The organism is Mycobacterium sp. pUA109, from assembly GCF_041287095.1.
Taxonomy (GTDB): domain Bacteria; phylum Actinomycetota; class Actinomycetes; order Mycobacteriales; family Mycobacteriaceae; genus Mycobacterium.
Map to the genome: position 1 here is coordinate 25479 of NZ_JBGGKS010000025.1, position 16538 is coordinate 42016.

The 16538-nt window shown below is 68.9% G+C and carries 16 protein-coding genes; 12 read left to right on the forward strand and 4 right to left on the reverse strand.

The features are described from left to right. The first annotated feature begins 5 nt into the window (after window positions 1–5). Window positions 6–1205, forward strand: coding sequence for a PPE family protein (locus ACAG26_RS23360; RefSeq protein ID WP_370485457.1), 1200 nt, complete (start codon window positions 6–8; stop codon window positions 1203–1205). A gap of 244 nt (window positions 1206–1449) precedes the next feature. Continuing rightward, entirely contained in the window at window positions 1450–2373 is a 924-nt protein-coding gene (locus ACAG26_RS23365) for a class I SAM-dependent methyltransferase (protein WP_370485458.1), read from the forward strand. On the opposite strand, the gene ACAG26_RS23370 is transcribed toward ACAG26_RS23365, so the two are convergent. Continuing rightward, on the reverse strand, window positions 2370–3200 hold the full coding sequence (locus ACAG26_RS23370) for an SDR family oxidoreductase (protein WP_370485459.1): 831 nt from the start codon (window positions 3198–3200) through the stop codon (window positions 2370–2372). The two genes, ACAG26_RS23365 and ACAG26_RS23370, sit on opposite strands and share 4 nt — an antisense overlap. A gap of 87 nt (window positions 3201–3287) precedes the next feature. On the opposite strand from ACAG26_RS23370, the gene ACAG26_RS23375 reads away from it, so the two are divergent. After that, window positions 3288–4244, forward strand: a complete 957-nt coding sequence (locus ACAG26_RS23375) for an LLM class F420-dependent oxidoreductase (protein ID WP_370485460.1) — start codon at window positions 3288–3290, stop codon at window positions 4242–4244. An 87-nt stretch (window positions 4245–4331) separates the two neighbouring features. Here ACAG26_RS23375 and ACAG26_RS23380 read toward each other — a convergent pair whose 3' ends face one another. Continuing rightward, window positions 4332–4931, reverse strand: a complete 600-nt coding sequence (locus ACAG26_RS23380) for a TetR/AcrR family transcriptional regulator (protein WP_370485461.1) — start codon at window positions 4929–4931, stop codon at window positions 4332–4334. A gap of 68 nt (window positions 4932–4999) precedes the next feature. Here ACAG26_RS23380 and ACAG26_RS23385 point away from each other — a divergent pair, with 68 nt between their 5' ends. Together ACAG26_RS23385 and ACAG26_RS23390 are read left to right on the forward strand one after the other, a co-directional pair. Continuing rightward, a complete protein-coding gene (locus ACAG26_RS23385; protein ID WP_370485462.1) occupies window positions 5000–6415 on the forward strand; it encodes an ABC1 kinase family protein in 1416 nt (471 codons plus the stop codon). Next, window positions 6402–7583 (forward strand): cytochrome P450, encoded by a 1182-nt coding sequence (locus ACAG26_RS23390; protein WP_370485463.1) that lies wholly within the window; start codon window positions 6402–6404, stop codon window positions 7581–7583. The genes ACAG26_RS23385 and ACAG26_RS23390 overlap by 14 nt, the downstream gene beginning before the upstream one ends. A 10-nt stretch (window positions 7584–7593) precedes the next feature. Here ACAG26_RS23390 and ACAG26_RS23395 read toward each other — a convergent pair whose 3' ends face one another. After that, complete coding sequence (locus ACAG26_RS23395) at window positions 7594–8595, reverse strand: 2Fe-2S iron-sulfur cluster-binding protein (RefSeq protein WP_370485464.1); 1002 nt, start codon at window positions 8593–8595, stop codon at window positions 7594–7596. Between the two features lie 74 nt (window positions 8596–8669). On the opposite strand from ACAG26_RS23395, the gene ACAG26_RS23400 reads away from it, so the two are divergent. From ACAG26_RS23400 to ACAG26_RS23415, 4 genes are read left to right on the forward strand one after another with little or no spacing between them, the layout of a single operon-like run. Continuing rightward, window positions 8670–10082, forward strand: a complete 1413-nt coding sequence (locus tag ACAG26_RS23400; RefSeq protein WP_370485465.1) for a class I adenylate-forming enzyme family protein — start codon at window positions 8670–8672, stop codon at window positions 10080–10082. Next, the gene (locus tag ACAG26_RS23405) at window positions 10060–10965 is read left to right on the forward strand and encodes an acyl-CoA dehydrogenase family protein (protein WP_370485466.1); all 906 of its coding nucleotides are present in this window, start codon (window positions 10060–10062) and stop codon (window positions 10963–10965) included. Before ACAG26_RS23400 ends, ACAG26_RS23405 begins: the two co-directional genes overlap by 23 nt. Further along, entirely contained in the window at window positions 10952–12043 is a 1092-nt protein-coding gene (locus ACAG26_RS23410; RefSeq protein ID WP_370485467.1) for an acyl-CoA dehydrogenase family protein, read from the forward strand. Before ACAG26_RS23405 ends, ACAG26_RS23410 begins: the two co-directional genes overlap by 14 nt. Window positions 12044–12045: 2 nt before the next feature. After that, window positions 12046–12807 carry an enoyl-CoA hydratase/isomerase family protein gene (locus tag ACAG26_RS23415; protein WP_370485468.1) on the forward strand — a complete coding sequence of 254 codons (762 nt, stop codon included), beginning with the start codon at window positions 12046–12048 and terminating at the stop codon, window positions 12805–12807. Window positions 12808–12927: 120 nt separating this feature from the next. Here ACAG26_RS23415 and ACAG26_RS23420 read toward each other — a convergent pair whose 3' ends face one another. Next, window positions 12928–13572 carry a TetR/AcrR family transcriptional regulator gene (locus ACAG26_RS23420; protein ID WP_370485469.1) on the reverse strand — a complete coding sequence of 215 codons (645 nt, stop codon included), beginning with the start codon at window positions 13570–13572 and terminating at the stop codon, window positions 12928–12930. A gap of 153 nt (window positions 13573–13725) precedes the next feature. On the opposite strand from ACAG26_RS23420, the gene ACAG26_RS23425 reads away from it, so the two are divergent. From ACAG26_RS23425 to ACAG26_RS23435, 3 genes are all read left to right on the forward strand, one after another. Next, entirely contained in the window at window positions 13726–15093 is a 1368-nt protein-coding gene (locus ACAG26_RS23425; protein WP_370485470.1) for an amidohydrolase family protein, read from the forward strand. 63 nt (window positions 15094–15156) lie between these two features. Beyond that, window positions 15157–15966: a phytanoyl-CoA dioxygenase family protein gene (locus tag ACAG26_RS23430; RefSeq protein WP_370485471.1), complete on the forward strand. Its 810-nt coding sequence runs from the start codon at window positions 15157–15159 to the stop codon at window positions 15964–15966. Between the two features lie 31 nt (window positions 15967–15997). Continuing rightward, window positions 15998–16537, forward strand: coding sequence for a VOC family protein (locus ACAG26_RS23435; RefSeq protein ID WP_370485472.1), 540 nt, complete (start codon window positions 15998–16000; stop codon window positions 16535–16537). Window position 16538: the final 1 nt, after the last annotated feature.

A 16538-nucleotide genomic window follows, 5' to 3' on the forward strand; every position in this document is an offset into this window, starting at 1 on the left:
GGCCGATGGCGCTCGACCCCCGGTGGATGGGTCCGCCGGAAGTGGTGGCGGCGATCCTCGAGGCCGGCCCGGGCCCGGGTTCGACGATCGCCAACCAACTGGTGTGGATTACCGAGACCATCAGCCACGAACTGTCCATGGGTCTGTCGGCGGTCAACACCGCCGCGACCGCCACCCAGTGGATTGGATTGGGTGGGGCCGCCTCGACGGTGAGCGCGACCGGCCTCAACGCCGGATTGCAGACGATGGTGGGATGGACCACCCACAAGGTGTCGGTGGTGCAGGCCGCGCTGGACGCCTACGCCTGCGCGCGCCCGGCGGTGATTCCGTCGGTGGTCTGTCAGACCAACCGCGACGAGTGGGCGGCGTTGATGGCCAGCAATATTCTCGGGCAGAACACCCCGGCCATCATCGAACGGGATATGGAGTATTTCGGCGAGCATTGGCCGCACAATTCCAGTGTGGGGCTGACGTATTCGGGTGCGCTGAGTGCGTTGACGGCCGCATTGGCGGTGCCGCCCCCGGTGGCGCCGATGGGCGCCTCACCGGCCGCGCCGGCCAGCGCGGCCACCGCCGTGGCCGAAGCGGCGGCGAATCCGGGTGACGCGGTGGGCGCCCCGGCCCAGGCCGTGCCGGCCGGCGCGCAGGCGGCGGCATCGCCGGGGGAGATGACGGCGCCGCTGAGTTCGGTCTTCGAGCAAGGGTCGCAGCTAGTGTCCAGCGCGACCGAACCGCTGAACTCCGTCGGGCAGGCCTCCGGGCAAGTTTTCCAGGGTGTTTCGAGCATGCCGCAGACGCTGCTGGGCACCTTCTCCGCGGTGCGCCCGACCGACGTGGCCGCCGCCGATGTCGCCGCGACCGAAGCGGCGTCCGAACCCTGGCGGGCCGGGGTCGCCGGCGGGCTCGGCGCCGGCTCGGGCGCCGGGGGCGTTGGTGTCGGGGGCGGCGGCTACCCCGGCGCGGCGCTGGCCAGCTTTACCCGGCCGGCGAGCACCTTCACCCCGGAGGAGGGCGGCCGGCCACTGGGCCGTGCCGGGGTGCTCAACGCCGCCGAACTGCGCGGCCCGACGACCACCTTCCCGATGGGCGGCGCCCCGGTGCCGGTCTCCTCGGCGGGCGCGGGCATGTTGGGCCGGGCGCCGGACGGCGCGAGCAAGGGGGTGGCGCGCGCCCGCATCGTCGTCGACGACCACCGGGACCGCTGAGGGGCACGGGCTGTCGGCGTCGCCGGGCGGGCGCCGATCCTGCGGTGGTGGCGCTGAGCCTGTACTGAGCGCCTGTTCCCGCCGAATATCCGGCCCTGAGCACAGGCTCGATGCCGCCGGTTCAGCCTCGACGCCCTGAGGGCAGACTCGCCCTCGCCGCGACGCCCGCTCCTGCAGCCGCCCATCTAATTTGTTAAGCTAACTAACTAGACAGACCGCCAATGGCTCACTGGGAGGTAATGAGATGGCGCGTACCGAAGGCGACACCTGGGATCTGGCGTCGAGCGTGGGGACGACCGCGACGGCCGTCGCCGCGCAGCGGGCGGTGGCGAGCACCCAGCCCCGGCCGCTGATCGACGACCCGTTCGCCGAACCGTTGGTCACCGCGGTCGGTGTCGAGTTCTTCACCAAATTCGCCCGCGGTGAGCTGGCCGGGACGGGGGACGACCCGGCGATGGACCTGGTCCGGATGTCGGAGAACCTGGCGGTGCGCACCAAATACTTCGACGACTTCTTCGCCGCGGCGATGCAGGCCGGCATCCGCCAGGTGGTGATCCTGGCGTCCGGCCTCGACACCCGGGCCTACCGGCTGGCCTGGCCGGACGGCAGCACCGTGTTCGAGGTCGACCAGCCGGCGGTCATCGAGTTCAAGACCCGCACGCTGGCCGAGCTGGGCGCCGCCCCGGCCGCCGATCGACGGCCGGTGGCCATCGACCTGCGCGAGGACTGGCCGACCGCGCTGCAGGCGCAGGGGTTTGACCCGAGCCGGCCGACCGCCTGGCTGACCGAGGGGCTGCTCGGCTACCTGCCGCCCGACGCCCAAGACCGCCTGCTGGACAACATCACCCGGCTCAGCGCACCCGGTAGCCGGCTGGGCACCGAATCCGTCGCCAACCTCACCGAGGCCGACCGTGACCGGATCCGGGAGCGCAGCCAGCAGACCGCCGAGCTGTGGGCCGGATGGGGCTATGACGGCGCCAACCTCGATGTGACCGACCTGCTGTACTTCGGCGACCGCAACGACACCGCCGACTACCTGAACCGCCGCGGCTGGCGCACGGTCGGCGCCGGCAACGCCGAGTTGTTCCGCCGCTATGGGCTGACCCCGTTCGCCGACGGCGAGATGCCGTTTACCGACGCCAGCTACGTCACCGCGGTGCGGGATTAATCCAAAAACAGGTCCCGGATCGGCTGGTCCCCGCCGCCGTAGTCGGCCAGGTCGTAGCCGCCGGCCGCGGTGAGCACATCGGCGTCGATGTAGCAGTTGCCGGTCGCGTCGGCGGCCGGGCGGGCCAGGATCTCCGCGGCGGCATCACCCATGATCCGCGGGCTGCGCGACGACTTGGCCAGCTGGTCGCCGTCGGCCAGATTCGTCACCGCCGACGTCGCGATATAGGTCTCGGGCCACAGGCAATTCGCCGCGATCCCGGCCTCGGCGAACTCGGCGGCCCAGCCCAGCGACAGCAACGTCATCGCGTACTTCGACAACGTGTAGGACGGGTGGGCGCCCAACCAGTACGGGCTCAGGTTGATCGGCGGCGCGATCGTCAGCACGTGCGGGTTCGTCGACGTACGCAGGTGCGGCAGGCAGGCCTTGGTCAGCAAAAACGTGCCGCGGGCATTGATGTCCTGCATCAGGTCGAACTTCTTGGCCGACAGCTTCTCGGTGGGCTCGGTGGCGATCGCGCTGGCGTTGTTCACGCAGACGTCCACGCCGCCGAAGCGCTGCACGGCGGCGTCGACCGCGCGCTGGACATCGTCCTCGCGGCGCACGTCACCGACCACGGCCAGCGCCTTGCCGCCGGCCGCCTCGATCTCGGCGGCCGCGGTGTGCACCGTGCCGGGCAGCCGCGGATGGGGCTGATCGGTCTTGGCCAACAGCACCACGTTGGCGCCGCGCCGGGCCGCGGCCAGCCCGATGGCCAAGCCGATGCCCCGGCTGGCGCCGGAGATCACCAGCGTGCGGTCGGTGAACGCGTTCGGGGGGATCGCCATCATCTCTCCTTCGAGCAGCGGTATTGGCATTCTCTTTTTTTGCAAGTACGTTATCAGTGATTGCAGAGTCGGCTTTACGGAGGAACCGTGCGTCTGGGAGTGATGATCGGGGCGGAACGTGGTGACTCGGCCCGCAAGGTCACCAAGCTGCTCGACGACATCGAGTGGGCCGAGGCGGCCGGGATGGACACCGCGTGGATCCCGCAGGTGCCCACCGACTTCGATGCGCTGACCGCCGTCGCGCTGATGGCGACCCGGACCAGCCGGATCGAACTGGGCACCGCGGTGGTGCCACTGCAGGCCCAGCATCCGATCGCGTTGGCCCGCCAGGCGTTATCGGTGCACGCCGCCGCCGGAGGGCGGCTGGCGCTCGGCGTCGGCCCGTCCCACCACTGGATCATCGGCGACATGCTCGGCCTGCCGTATGAGCGGCCGGCCGCCTACACCCGCGACTACCTGCAGGTCCTGGGCGCCGCGCTGACCGGCCCGGGACCGGTCGACGTGGCGAACGACACCTTTACCGTGCACAACCCGCTCGACCTGGGAGCGGTGGCGCCGCTGCCGGTGCTGGTCGCGGCGCTGGGCCCGGTGATGCTGGGTATCGCCGGCGAACTCACCGACGGCACCGTGCTGTGGATGGCCGACGAGCGGGCCATCGGCGATCACATCGCGCCCCGCATCACCAAGGCCGCCGACAACGCCGGGCGGCCCGCTCCGCGCATCGTCGCCGGTATCCCGGTCTGCCTGTGCGCCGCAACGGAAGTCGACGCGGCGCGGGAGCGGGCCAACCGGATCCTCGGCGAGGCCGAGGTCTCGCCGAACTACCAGCGACTGCTCGAACGCGGCGACGCCCGCGACGTCGGCGACCTGTGCGCCGCCGGCGACGAAGAGGCCATCTTGGCCCGGTTCCGCCGCTTCGCCGATGCCGGGGTGACCGACCTGTCGGTGCGGCTGCTGCCGATCGGCGACAACCGCGACCAGCTGATCGCCTCCAAACGTCGCACCCGCGAAATGATCGCCGAACTCGCGCAACAGATTCGGTGACCTAGCCAGGCCGCGTTGACGCTGCGTCCACCAGGCAAAAGTCCGAGTGACCCGCCTGGTACAGGCAGCGTCAACGCGGGGGCCGCGTCAAGCAGGGGATGACTCGACGCGCAGCGCCAGCATCGTGGTCCACTCCGCGAGGAAGGCCTCGTCGGGCATCTCGGTGGCCGGGGCGTGGAAGAGCGCCCCGGTGGCGCGCTTGCCCAGCAGTGCGTTAGCGCCCACCACGGCAACGGTTTTCGCGGCGTCGGCGCTCAGCCGTGGCGCCCAGCCGCGGATCCAGTCGGCGAGCTCGGCGTAGAGCCCGTCGACCAGGGCGGCGTAGGCGTCGTTGAGCCGGGTCGACTGCTCTGCCGGGCTGCGGGCGGCGATCTGCAGCAGCTGGCTCTCCTCGTCCAGCACGGTCAGCAGATACCGGCCGAGCAGGGTGAGCTCGGTGCGCAGATCACCCAGCCCGGCGAACAGCGCCCGGATATCGCGCATGGCGCGGCGCCGGTCCAGCTGCCGGTCGATGCCGGCTTCCAGCAGCAATTCCTTGGATTTGAAGTGGTGATACAGCGCGCCCGAGCCCGGAGCCAGGCCGGCGGCCGCTTCGATCTGGGCCACGCTGGTCGCCCGGTAGCCCTGCTCGCTGAACAACCGCATCGCCTCGGTGACCAGTCGGTCCCGCGTCGTCACTTCCGCCATTGACCGCCCCAAAGTGTTCACTTAGTATCGGAAAGTAAGTACTTTAGCAGCTGGCCGGGGAGGTGGCGATGGTGAATACCGACGGTCAGGTGCCGCGCGGCCGGGTGCGCCGCACCATGCCGCTGGCCGGGTTCACCGCGCGTGCCGCCGGGGGCCGTATGGTCGCCGCGTTGCGGGAGAAGACCGGCGACGCCACCGCGGTCGAGCGGTTCCACGAACGCACCGCGCAGCGCTACGCCCAACTGCTCGGGCATTCCAAAGGGGTGCTGATGAAGGCCGGCCAGATGTTCTCCCTGGTCGACGCCGGCGCCGTGGGCGGCGGTGAACTCTCGCCGTATCAGCAAGCCCTCACCCGGTTGCAGGCCGACGCGCCGCCGATGGATCCGGCGCTGGCGCGCAGCGTGCTAGAGGCCGAACTCGGGCGGCCCGTCGCGGACGTGTTCGCCGAGTTCACCGACGAACCGGTGGCCGCCGCCTCGATCGGACAGGTGCACCGCGCGGTGATGCCCGACGGTCGGCCGGCGGCGGTCAAGATCCAGTATCCCGGTGTGGCCGAGGCGATTCGCGACGACTTGGCCAACACCGAACTGCTCACCACGGTGGTCCGGTTCGTATCCACCGCGGCGGGCGCCATGCCCGACATGCGGCAGGCCGCCCGCGAGATCTCCGCCCGGATCTCCGAGGAGATCGACTACCGGCACGAGGCCGCCAACATCGCCGCGTTCAGCCAGCTGTACCGCGATCACCCGTTCATCCGGGTGCCGGAGGTCATCCCGGAGGCCTCCGGCGGCCGGGTGCTGACCATGACCTATCTGGACGGATTGGACTGGGCCGCAGCCCAACAGGCCGACCAGGACCTGAAGAACACCTGGGCCGAGGTGATCGGCCGGATGGTCACCGGCTCCTACCGGCACGCCAACCTGTTTCACGCCGATCCGCATCCGGGCAACTACCGGTTCGGCCTGGACGGCGGGGTCGGATTCGTCGACTTCGGCTGCGTGAAGGTACTGCCCGAATACCACCGTCACCACATCGTGCGCATGCTGCGGGCCGTCCTGGACGGTCGCCGGACTGAGCTGCGCGATCTGATGGCCGAAAGCGGTTTCCTCGCCGAGGATTCCACGCTCACCGCGGACGAGGCCTACCAGTGGTGGACCGCGATCACCTATGAGCTGCTGGCCCCGCAACCAGCCACCTACACCAAAGACGCCGCCGAGCGGTCCATTCGGTCGTTGGTCGACGTGCGGGCCGCCGATCACCCGCTGCGGCGCATGCTGGTGCCGCCCGACTTCGTGTTCTTCGCCCGGATCAACCTGTCGATGAACGCGATCTTCACCGCGCTGGAGGCCACCTTCCACGTGCGGTCCACGGTCGATGACATGGACGGCGTCGCCGCACCGATCACCGCGGTGGGCAAACAGCACGACGCCTGGGTCCGCGACCGCGGCCTGCCCCACGGAATGGACCAGCATGACCAGCGCTGAGCTGGCGGCGCCGCGGTTGCCGTGGGACGCCGCCGACCCCTACCCGTTCTATCGGTCCCGCCGCCGCGCCGGCGACGTGGTGTGGGACGACACCGCGCAGGGCTGGCTGGTCCTGGGCTACCAGGTGGCCCGCGAGGTGCTGGGCGGCACCGGGTGGACCAGCGATCCGCTGGCCAATCCCGCCGCCCGGCTGGTGATGGACCCGGCCAGCCAGGAGTTGACCCGCCGCTCCATGCTGTTCGCCGACGGCGCCACGCATCAGCGGCTGCGCGGCGCGGTGCACGACGTGTTCACCCGCTCGTTTATCACCGGGCTCGCCGACGGGGTGGACGCGATCGTCGCCGCGGTGATCGACCACCCCGCCCCCGACACCGGCTTCGACTTCATGGCCGAAATCGCCCTGCCGATCCCGATCGCGGTGGTGGGCGAGTGGCTGAACCTGGACACCGGCTGCTCGCGGCTGCTGCGTGAGCTGTCGCCGGTGATCATCCGGATGCTGGGCACCCTGGCCGACACCGACGACGTGCGGGCCGGCGCCGCGGCGGCCGCGGAGCTGATGACCGAGTTCCTGCCGCTGGCCGCCGACCGGCGCGCGCACCCCGGCGACGACCTGATCAGCTTCATCGCCGCCGATTCGGACCTCGACCTCGACGACGTGGTGATGACCGCGATCCTGATCGCGGTGGCCGGCCACGAAACCACCGCGAACCTGCTCGGGGCGGGCCTGGCCCGGCTGCTGACCCCCGGTGACGACGGCACCCGGCTCGCCGACCGCATCGACGCTGAAGACCCCGCGTTGGTCACCGAGCTGCTGCGGCTCGACGCGCCCGCGCAGGCCGTGGTGCGCACCGCCACCGAAGACCACCGCATCGCCGGGGTCGAGATCGCGCCCGGTCAGACCGCGCTGGTCGCCGTCGCGGCCGCCAACCGCGACCCCGCCGTGTTCGACGACCCCGACCGGTTCCGGCTGAACCGCACCGGGCCCGCGCCGCTGTCATTCGGCTACGGCGCCCACCACTGCCTGGGCGCCGCGCTGGCCCGGCTGGAGATCACCGCGGCGCTGCCGCAGGTGCTGGCCCGCCGGCCGGTGCTGGCCGGCCCGGTGCGTTGGCGCGACGCCCCGGCCATTCGCGGACCGCTGTCCGTCCCCGTCGTTTTCGGGTCCTAGCGCGCCACCCTCACTCGTAGTGCACGGTGATCGACGCGGTGTCCGGCACGCCCTGGCAGGTCAGGATGTAGCCGTCGGCCACCTCATCGTCGTCGAGCGCATCGTTGACCCGCATGGTCGCGCTGCCCTCGCTGATGTGGGCCATGCACGTTCCGCAGTTGCCGGCCTCGCAGGAGAACGGCGGGGCCAGCCCGGCGCGCCGGGCGCTTTCCAGCAGCGTTTCCCCGGCCACCCGTGGCACCGACACCTTCTTGCGTTCCAGGTGAATCGTCACCGTGCCGGTGGCCTCGGCGGTCGCGGCGGTGGGAGCGGGCGCCTTGGGCGTCGGGATGTCGAAGTCCTCGACGAAGACCCGGCCCGGGCCGGGCAACGCCGAGCGCACCACGGTCATGAAACCCTCCGGACCGCACACGTAGCAGTCGGCGCCGGTGTCGGCGCCGACGAACTCGCGCACCGCGGCGGCGTCGAGCAACCCGTCGTCGGCGTCCAGATGCCGCCGCACCGACAGCCGGCCGGGGTGCCGGGCCGCCAACTCGGCTAGGGCAGCGTCGAACAGCGCCGACCCGGCGTCGCGGTCGGCGCACAGCAGCCGCACGCTGCGGTCCGTGCCGGCCAGCGCGCTTTTGGCCAGCGACAACAGCGGCGTGATCCCGCTGCCGCCGGCGAAACCCAGCACCGGCACCGCGGCGGAATCCAAGCAGAACGTTCCCGCCGGCCGCGTCATGGTCAATTCGTCGCCCTCGACGACGTTGTCCAGCATCCAGTTCGAGACCTTGCCGCCCGGAACGCGTTTGACCGTGGTCATCAGCTCGGTATCGGTCTCCGGCGCGCTGGACATCGAATACGACCGGTACAGCTCTTCGCCGTCCACCTGGACCCGGAAGGTGCAGTACTGGCCGGCCCGGTAGCTAAACGGGGCCTCCTGCGGTGCCAGCACGAAGGTCCGGGCGTCGGCGGTCTCCTTGATGATCCGGGTCACCGTCGCCTGCTGGAACACGTGGGTGATCGCCACCGGCCGCCCCCTCCCGCGCTTGCGTTCTTCACAACAGAGAATACTATTCTCTCAAAACGATAGGATCTTCTCAAATGGTGTCAGGATCGTCCGGTCCCGTGCTGGCGTTCGAGGACCGGCAGTATCGGCTGCCGGAGCTCGACGCGTTGGCGGGCGGGCTGGCGCGCATCCTGGCCGCGCGCGGGGTGACCACCGGCGACCGGGTGGCGCTGATGGCGTCGAACCGGCCGGAATTCGTCGTCGCCCTGCACGCCATCTGGCGCCTCGGCGCGGTGGTGGTGCTGCTCAGCCCGGCCTATAAGCGTGCCGAGGTCGCGCACGCGTTGGCGTTGACCCGCCCCGGCCACGCCGTCGGGGATCATCCGGTGTTGGCCGAACTGATGCCGATGTGGCACCTGGACCAGCCGATCACGCCGGGACCGCCGGCGGGCAAGCCCCCGCGCACCGACGCCGACGCGCTGCTGGTGTTCAGCTCGGGCACCACCGGGCAGCCCAAAGCGGTCCGGCACACGCACGCGTCGCTGGCCGCGGCGGTGCGGCACTGGCGGGACGCGCTGGGGTTGACCGCGGCCGACCGGATCCAGGTCGTTACCCCGCCGTCGCACATCCTGGGGCTGCTCAACATCATCACCGCGCTGGACACCGGGGCGTGGCTGCGGCTGCACCGCCGGTTCGACGTCACCACGATGCTGCGGCACATCGAATCCGACCGGATCACCGTGGAGATGGCCGTCGCGCCGATCGCGTTGGCGATCGCCGCGCACCCCGACCTGGAGTCCTTCGACCTGTCGTCGCTGCGCTACATCATGTGGGGTGCCACCCCGGTCACCGCCAGCGTCGCCGAAGCCGTCACCGCGCGCACCGGTGTGCACTGGGTGCCGGCCTACGGCACCAGTGAGCTGCCGGTCATCGCGTGCAGTCCGCCGGGGTGTCCGCGACTCGACAGTGTCGGGCGCCCGGTGCCCGGGGTGCAGGTCCAGGTGGTGGCGCTGGACAGCGGAAACCCGGTGCCGCCCGGTGAAATCGGGGAGATCTGGGCCCGCGCGGACTCGCTGATGGCCGGCTACCTACCGGCCGAGGCGACCGCGGAGGTGCTGCGCGACGGGTGGTATCGCACCGGCGACGTCGGCTACCTCGACGCCGACGGGTGGCTGCGGATCACCGACCGGTGCAAGGAAATGATCAAGGTGCGCGGCTTTCAGGTCGCGCCCGCCGAAGTCGAGACGGTGCTGCACGGCCATCCGGCCGTCACCGACTGCGCGGTGTTCGGGGTCGCCGATCCCGCCGACGGGGAAGCCGTGGTCGCCGCGGTCACCACCCGCGCACCGGTCACCGACACGGAATTGGTGGCGTTGGTCGCCGAGCGGCTGGCGTCCTACAAGCGGCCGCGCCGGGTGGTGTTTGTCCCGGAGATACCCCGGCTGCCGTCCGGAAAACTGTTACGCCGAGTACTAAAGGAGCGGTATGGATGTCCGGCTGAACGCTGAGCAGCGGCAATTATGTGACGCCGCAGCGAAATTGGCCGACGATCTGGGTCCTGGGTCGGTCGGTGACCTCGACGACGAGGCGCGGCGGACGCGGCTGGAAAAAGCCGTCGCGCAAACCGGGTGGCGCGCGCTGCGCTCCGACGGGGCCTCCGGTGTGGAGGTGGCGATCGTCGCCGAGGAGTTCGGTCGCGGCCTGGTCGACGTGCCGTATCTGGGTCCGGTGCTCGCCGACGACCTGACCCGCCACCTGGACACCGACATCGGGGCGGCCACGATCGCGGTGGGGGACACCGCGATCGACGCCCGCGGCGCCGAACACGCCGTGCTGCTGCACGACGACACGGTGCTGACCGCCGCTGTGGGCGCGGTGCGCGCCGGCGCCGACCTGACCCGAACCGGCGCCGACCTGAGCGGACCGCCGCAGCCGGTGGGCCGGTTGGACCCTGAGGCGGCGCTGCGCTGGCAGACGTTGGCGCTGGTGGCCACCGGCGCCGACCTGGTCGGCACCGCGCGCGGCGCGCACGCACTGGCCTGCGACTACGCGAAGATCCGCGAGCAATACGGCAAACCGATCGGCTCGTACCAGGCCATCGCACACCTGCTGGCCGAAGGGCTGGCGCTGATCGAAGGGTCGATCAGCGTGCTGCGGCACGCCGCCTGGGCGGTCGACGAACTCGGCGGCACCGAGGCGATCGCCGCCGCACGCATCGCCAAGGTGTACTGCGCGCGCGCCACCCGGACCGTGTGCGAGACCGCCATCCAGGTGCACGGCGGCATCGGCAACACCTGGGAATGCCTAGCCCACGTCTATCTGCGGCGCGCACTGGTATCGACGGGGCTGTGGCCCGTGACGTTGAGGGAGATCAACAGTGGACTTTCGTGATTCACCCGAGGAAGCCGCCTTCCGCGACCGGCTGCGGGCCTGGTTGACCGAGCGGGCGGGCACCTTCCTGTCCGCCGGTGAGGACGAGTACTGGACGCGCCAAGGCGAATGGCATCAGGCGCTGTACGGCGCCGGGTTCTTCGGGCTGTCCTGGCCGCGCGCCTACGGGGGCCAGGAACTGCCCCCGGTCTATGACGTCATCGTCGACGAGGAGCTGGCCCGCGCCGGTGCCCCGCCGCGGCCCAGCCTGGGCTACCTGGTCGTCGGTCTGGGCCGGCACGCCAGCCCCGAACTGCAGCAACGGTTTTTGCCCGGCATGATCAACGGGACCGAACGGTGGTGTCAGGGCTTCTCCGAACCGGGCGCCGGCTCGGACCTGGCGTCGCTGACCACCACCGCGACCCCGGAGGGCGATGACTACGTCATCCACGGCCACAAGATCTGGACCAGCTACTCCGACGTCGCCGACTGGTGTCTGCTGTTGGCCCGCACCGATAAGGACGCGCCGCGGCACCGCGGCATCTCGGCGTTCATCATCTCCATGCACCAGCCCGGCATCGAGCAGCGGCCGCTGCGCATGATCAACGGCGTCACCACCGAATTCGGGCAGGTGCTGTTCGACGGGGCGACGGTGCCGGCCAGCCAGATGATCGGCGCGCCCGGCGAGGGCTGGGCGTTGGCGATGACGGTGGTCGGCCACGAACGCGAGCCGTCGACCCTGGGATATTCCGCCCGGTACGGGAAACTGGTGCGCCAGTTGGCCGCTCGGGTGCCCGGCGAGGCGCCCGAGGAGCTGGCCTGGGCGGCGGTGCAGACCGAGATGTTGCGGCTGCACGTGCGTCGCCGGCTGTCCGAACAACTCGACGGCGTCTCGCACGGCCCGGAAGGGTCACTGGACAAGCTGTTGATGACCTGGGTGGAGCAGTCCGTCGGTCACGCCGCGCTGGCGGTCGGCGGGGTCGACGACCCCGATCTGCTCAGCGCCTACCTGTACAGCCGCGCCCAGAGCGTAATGGGCGGCACCGCACAAATTCAGAAGAACATCATCGCTGGCCGAATCCTGGGATTGGGAGTCTGACTATGTACGACATGCCCGCTGAAATCGATGTGCGCACCGATGGTCCGCTGCGGATCATCACGCTCAACCGCCCCGACGCGCTGAACGCGGTCAACGACGCGCTGCACGCCGGGCTGGCGCAGCTGTGGTCGCGGCTGGACGAGGACCGCGACGCCCGGGCCGCGGTGTTGACCGGGGCCGGGCGCGCGTTTTCGGCCGGCGGCGATTTCGCCTACCTCGACGAGCTGCGCCGCGATGATGACCTGCGCGCCAAGACGATTGTGCACGGCCGCGAGATCGTGCTGGGGATGGCGCGCTGCCGCACCCCGGTGATCGCCGCGGTCAACGGCCCCGCGGTGGGGTTGGGCTGCAGCCTGGTGGCGTTGAGCGACATCGTCTACATGGCCGAGACCGCGTATCTGGCCGATCCGCACGTGCAGGTGGGCCTGGTGGCCGCCGACGGCGGCCCGCTGACCTGGCCGCTGCAGATGAGCCTGCTGCTGGCCAAGGAGTACGCGCTGACCGGCGTCCGGATCAGCGCCGAACGGGCGGCGGCGCTGGGGCTGGCCAATCACGTCGTGGAGGATCCGCTGACCGAGGCGATCGCGTGCGCCAAACGGATTGTCGAGCTGCCGCGTCAGGCGGTGGAGAGCACCAAGCGGCTGCTCAACATCCACCTGGAGCGGGCCGTGCTGGCCACCCTGGATTTCGCGAATATGGCCGAGGATCAGTCGTTTCAGACCGACGACTTCGCCGCCATCGTGGCCCGACTCAATAAGTCCTGACCCGCTAGGCGCCACGTCGAGATCGACGCCAGCGCGCACGAGTTCGAGAGCGCTGCGCGCCAGCGTCGATGTCGATGCTGTTTCGCCGGGCTCGCTAGTCTGGCTTTGTCCAACTACCCGTCAGGCCTTGGCGCGTGTCGCTCTGACAGATTTGAGTGATTGGGCATGCTGCAGGATCCGGGCGCGTGCCCGCGGGCGCGCAACGGTGAGCAAGCAAATATCGAAGGCATGTAGCGCGCCATCGCGCAATTGGCTGGTGTCGATCTCGCCCGCGGTCCAACGCCGCTGCAGCTGGAACAGCACCATTCCGGCATGATCGGCCAGCACGCCGGGGTCAATGTCGCCGCGGAGCGCGCCACTGCGGGTGGCGGATCGGATTTCGCCAACGATGAGATCCCAACCCGTCCAGCGAAGGTTGATCTCGTTGAGCAGCCGGTCGTCCATGAGGACGGCGCGGACGACGGCCTTGGGCACGTCGGCAACGGTTTTGTCGATCGATAAGGTGACGGCCTCCCAGATCCGCTCGATCGGATCGGTTGACGAAAGATGATGAACCGCAATGTCCATAGAGTCCAACGAGCGCTGCACGAGTGCGGTCAGCAGACCGTCCTTATCGCCGAAGTGGTTATAGAGGGTACGAACACTGACTCCGGCTTCGTCGGCAAGCCGACGCATGGACAGGCTCTCGACCCCGTGCTCTTCGACGAACCCTCGGGCGGCATCGAGGACATGCCGGCGAGTTCGTTCCTGGGCGCGTGATGCCATACCAACACTGTAAACGCCATGCACCCACCGGCAGCTCTTTTGCCACGCGGGACTAAAAGTACAACGGTGTTGCATAATATGCAGTCGTGTGGGTAGCATCACACTGCCCACACCGGAAGGCCTTGAATCGGGTCTCGATTGACGAGGGAAAGCATGGCGCAGGAAACGATTAGCACCGATGCCGACAGTCGCTCGGAGGAGCCGTACATCGTCGTCTCGATCGACAGTCACGTCGGGCCGTCGCTCAAAAACCAGCTGCGGGAGTACTGCGAGCCGCGGTACCTCGATGACTTCGATCGATTCGTCGCCGAGATGGAGCAGCACGGGTTCTTCTCGCTGCGGTCCTCGGAGGCCGCAAATTCCGGCTCGGACGAGAACTGGTCCCTCGATCAGTCCCAGGCCCAGGAATTCGGCAAGACCGCCGGTATCCGCAACGCCGACCAGGTTGACCTGGGCTTCCTGAAGAGAAGTTACGACCACAGCTTCGTGCCGGGCCTCCAGGATCCTGCCGCCCGCCTCGCTGACATGGACGAGCAGGGCGTTGCCGCCTCGGTGATCTTCCATGGCGGTCTCAATGGGGAATCGATCCCGTTCTCGACCACCGGACTCATCAGCTGGGGCGACTCCAAGTACAACCATCTCGAAGACCTTGGGGTGCGCATCTACAACCGATGGCTGGCGGATTTCGTCTCCTCGGCCCCAGACCGTCATGTTGGCATCGGCCACATCCCGATCTCCGATCCGGCGGCGTGTGTCCGCGAGGTCGAGTGGGCGGCCGGGGCGGGTTTGAAGGGCATCAACCTGCCGGCGCCGCGTGGTGACATCCCGATGCTGAACGATCCTGTGTGGGAGCCCATTTGGTCGGCGTGTGAGGAGACCGGGATGACGCTCAACACGCATGGCGGCGGCGGTGAGCACTACCCCTACGAGGGTCAAGGGGCGCAGGCAATGTACATGATGGAGACGTTGTTCCGCACTCGCCGCGGACTTTGGGTCATGATCCTCGGCGGAGTGTTCGAACGGCATCCGAAGCTGAAGTTGGTGCTTACCGAGCAGTGGATGGATTGGGCGGCTGGCGCGCTGGCCGACATGGATGGGCTCTACCACAACCGGACTGGTGAGTGGGTCCGGGCCGGATTATCGATGCCGCCGTCCGAATACTTCAAACGAAACTGCTACGTCGGGGCGAGTTTCATGTCCAACTGGGAGGCGAAGCTGGGGATCGAGCAGGACCTCACGGACAAGGTCATGTGGGGCGACGACTATCCGCACGCCGAAGGGACCTGGCCGGACACCAAGGAGGCCATCCGGTTCACGTTCTCCGATATCGATCCGAAATACACGCGAAAGTACTTGGGCGAAAACGCGATCGATGTGTACGGACTTGACCGCGCCAAGCTAGCGGAGGTCGCCGCCAAGATCGGTCCGACGACCGACGAAGTCGCAACGCCCTACACGCTGCCCGAGGACAAGGTCGTCGGCCTGTACGCGTTCCGTACCGGCCCGGGCCGGTTCATCTAACCAAATCACGAGAAGGCCTGAAACGTGGACAGCGCGACAGCATTGAGACCGCCGTGCCGGACGGTGACCGTGGAGGAAATCGATCATCTACACGAGTTCGGCTGGGTGAAGCTGAAGAGTTTCGTCGATCCCGACGTGGTGCGCACGATCCTAGCCATCGCCCGTGAACGGATGGGCGACGACGCCGACAGCACCAGCGACACGAAGCAGGCCGCCGACGACGATGCCGAGCAGAGCACCGTTTCCTACTTCAACGTCGGGCAAAGTGACGGCCTGACGAACCCGGTGATGCGCTCGCTGATCGACGCTGTGGGTAACAACGCGAAGCTGCTGCAAAGGCGCCGCACGGCCGACGGCTCGGCCGTCGGCGTTCGGTACTACGCAGACTATTTCGTGCCGAAGCTGCCCAGCGGCAGGCCTTCTCGGCATGGCGGAAATGGCGTGACCGCCTATCACCAGGACTTCATCACGTTCGCCGTCGACCGCTCCGGCGGCCTGACGTTCTGGTTCCCGTTGGAATCTTATGGGCCCGAGGCGGGCACGATGTCGTTCGTGAACGGGTCACATCGAGCCGGGGTGCTGGGGGACTACACCACCTATGGTGGCGGTGATGCGCTAGACGTCTTCCCGGAGCTTCGTGACCTGGGAATCAGCGAGCAGATGACCTATGAGCTGGGCGACATCTCGGTGCACACCCACCTCACCATCCACGGTGCGAGCTTGAACACCATGGACCGGCCCCGGTGGGGCTACCTGCTGGCCACGCAGCCGGCCGACGTCTGCTGGAACGGGTCGCCGACACCGAACTTCGATTCAGCGGGTATGCGGCCGTGGCAGGCACTCGACGACGAACGCTTTCCGCTGATCGGATGAAGGCGAGGACACACAGTCCTGGCTTAAGGATATGAAAACGATGGTCACGGCCCCTTTTCCGAACCGGAACTTCATGCAGATCTGCTGGGTGGTCACCGATCTGGATGCGGCCATCAACTCGTGGGTGCACGGCGCCGGCGTCGGTCCCTTCTTCCGGTTCGGCGCAGTCCCTTTCACCGGCGGCCGATACCGGGGCAAGGACGCGGCGTTCCCGCCGGTCAGTGCCGCGATCGCCTATGCGGGTGACGTGCAGATCGAGCTGGTCTGTCAGGACAACGATGAGCCAGGTGTTTTCCGTGATCTCTTCTCCCGCGGTCAGTCCGGCCTGCACCACATGGCCTTGATTTGTGAGGACTACGAGACCGAGCGCGACATCTACCTCGACGCAGGCGCAGAGCTTGCGTTCGAGGGAGAACTCGATGGCAGTCGCACATGTTGGGTCGACACGTCCCCGACCCTTGGATTCATGGTCGAGCTACTCGAGAACAGCCCGGCGCGCGCCGACGCGTTCACGGCGATGCGGGCGGCCGCGGAAACCTGGGACGGCACCCACTCGATCGTCAGCTTCTGAC

Coding starts and splice junctions, on each gene's coding strand:
- ACAG26_RS23370 (WP_370485459.1), bottom strand. CDS start 3,200: ATGGCGATCCCCCCGAACGCGTTCACCGACCGCACGCTGGTGATCTCC.
- ACAG26_RS23415 (WP_370485468.1), top strand. CDS start 12,046: ATGTACGACATGCCCGCTGAAATCGATGTGCGCACCGATGGTCCGCTG.
- ACAG26_RS23365 (WP_370485458.1), top strand. CDS start 1,450: ATGGCGCGTACCGAAGGCGACACCTGGGATCTGGCGTCGAGCGTGGGG.
- ACAG26_RS23425 (WP_370485470.1), top strand. CDS start 13,726: ATGGCGCAGGAAACGATTAGCACCGATGCCGACAGTCGCTCGGAGGAG.
- ACAG26_RS23380 (WP_370485461.1), bottom strand. CDS start 4,931: ATGGCGGAAGTGACGACGCGGGACCGACTGGTCACCGAGGCGATGCGG.
- ACAG26_RS23360 (WP_370485457.1), top strand. CDS start 6: ATGGCGCTCGACCCCCGGTGGATGGGTCCGCCGGAAGTGGTGGCGGCG.
- ACAG26_RS23400 (WP_370485465.1), top strand. CDS start 8,670: ATGGTGTCAGGATCGTCCGGTCCCGTGCTGGCGTTCGAGGACCGGCAG.
- ACAG26_RS23435 (WP_370485472.1), top strand. CDS start 15,998: ATGAAAACGATGGTCACGGCCCCTTTTCCGAACCGGAACTTCATGCAG.
- ACAG26_RS23385 (WP_370485462.1), top strand. CDS start 5,000: ATGGTGAATACCGACGGTCAGGTGCCGCGCGGCCGGGTGCGCCGCACC.
- ACAG26_RS23390 (WP_370485463.1), top strand. CDS start 6,402: ATGACCAGCGCTGAGCTGGCGGCGCCGCGGTTGCCGTGGGACGCCGCC.
- ACAG26_RS23420 (WP_370485469.1), bottom strand. CDS start 13,572: ATGGCATCACGCGCCCAGGAACGAACTCGCCGGCATGTCCTCGATGCC.
- ACAG26_RS23405 (WP_370485466.1), top strand. CDS start 10,060: ATGGATGTCCGGCTGAACGCTGAGCAGCGGCAATTATGTGACGCCGCA.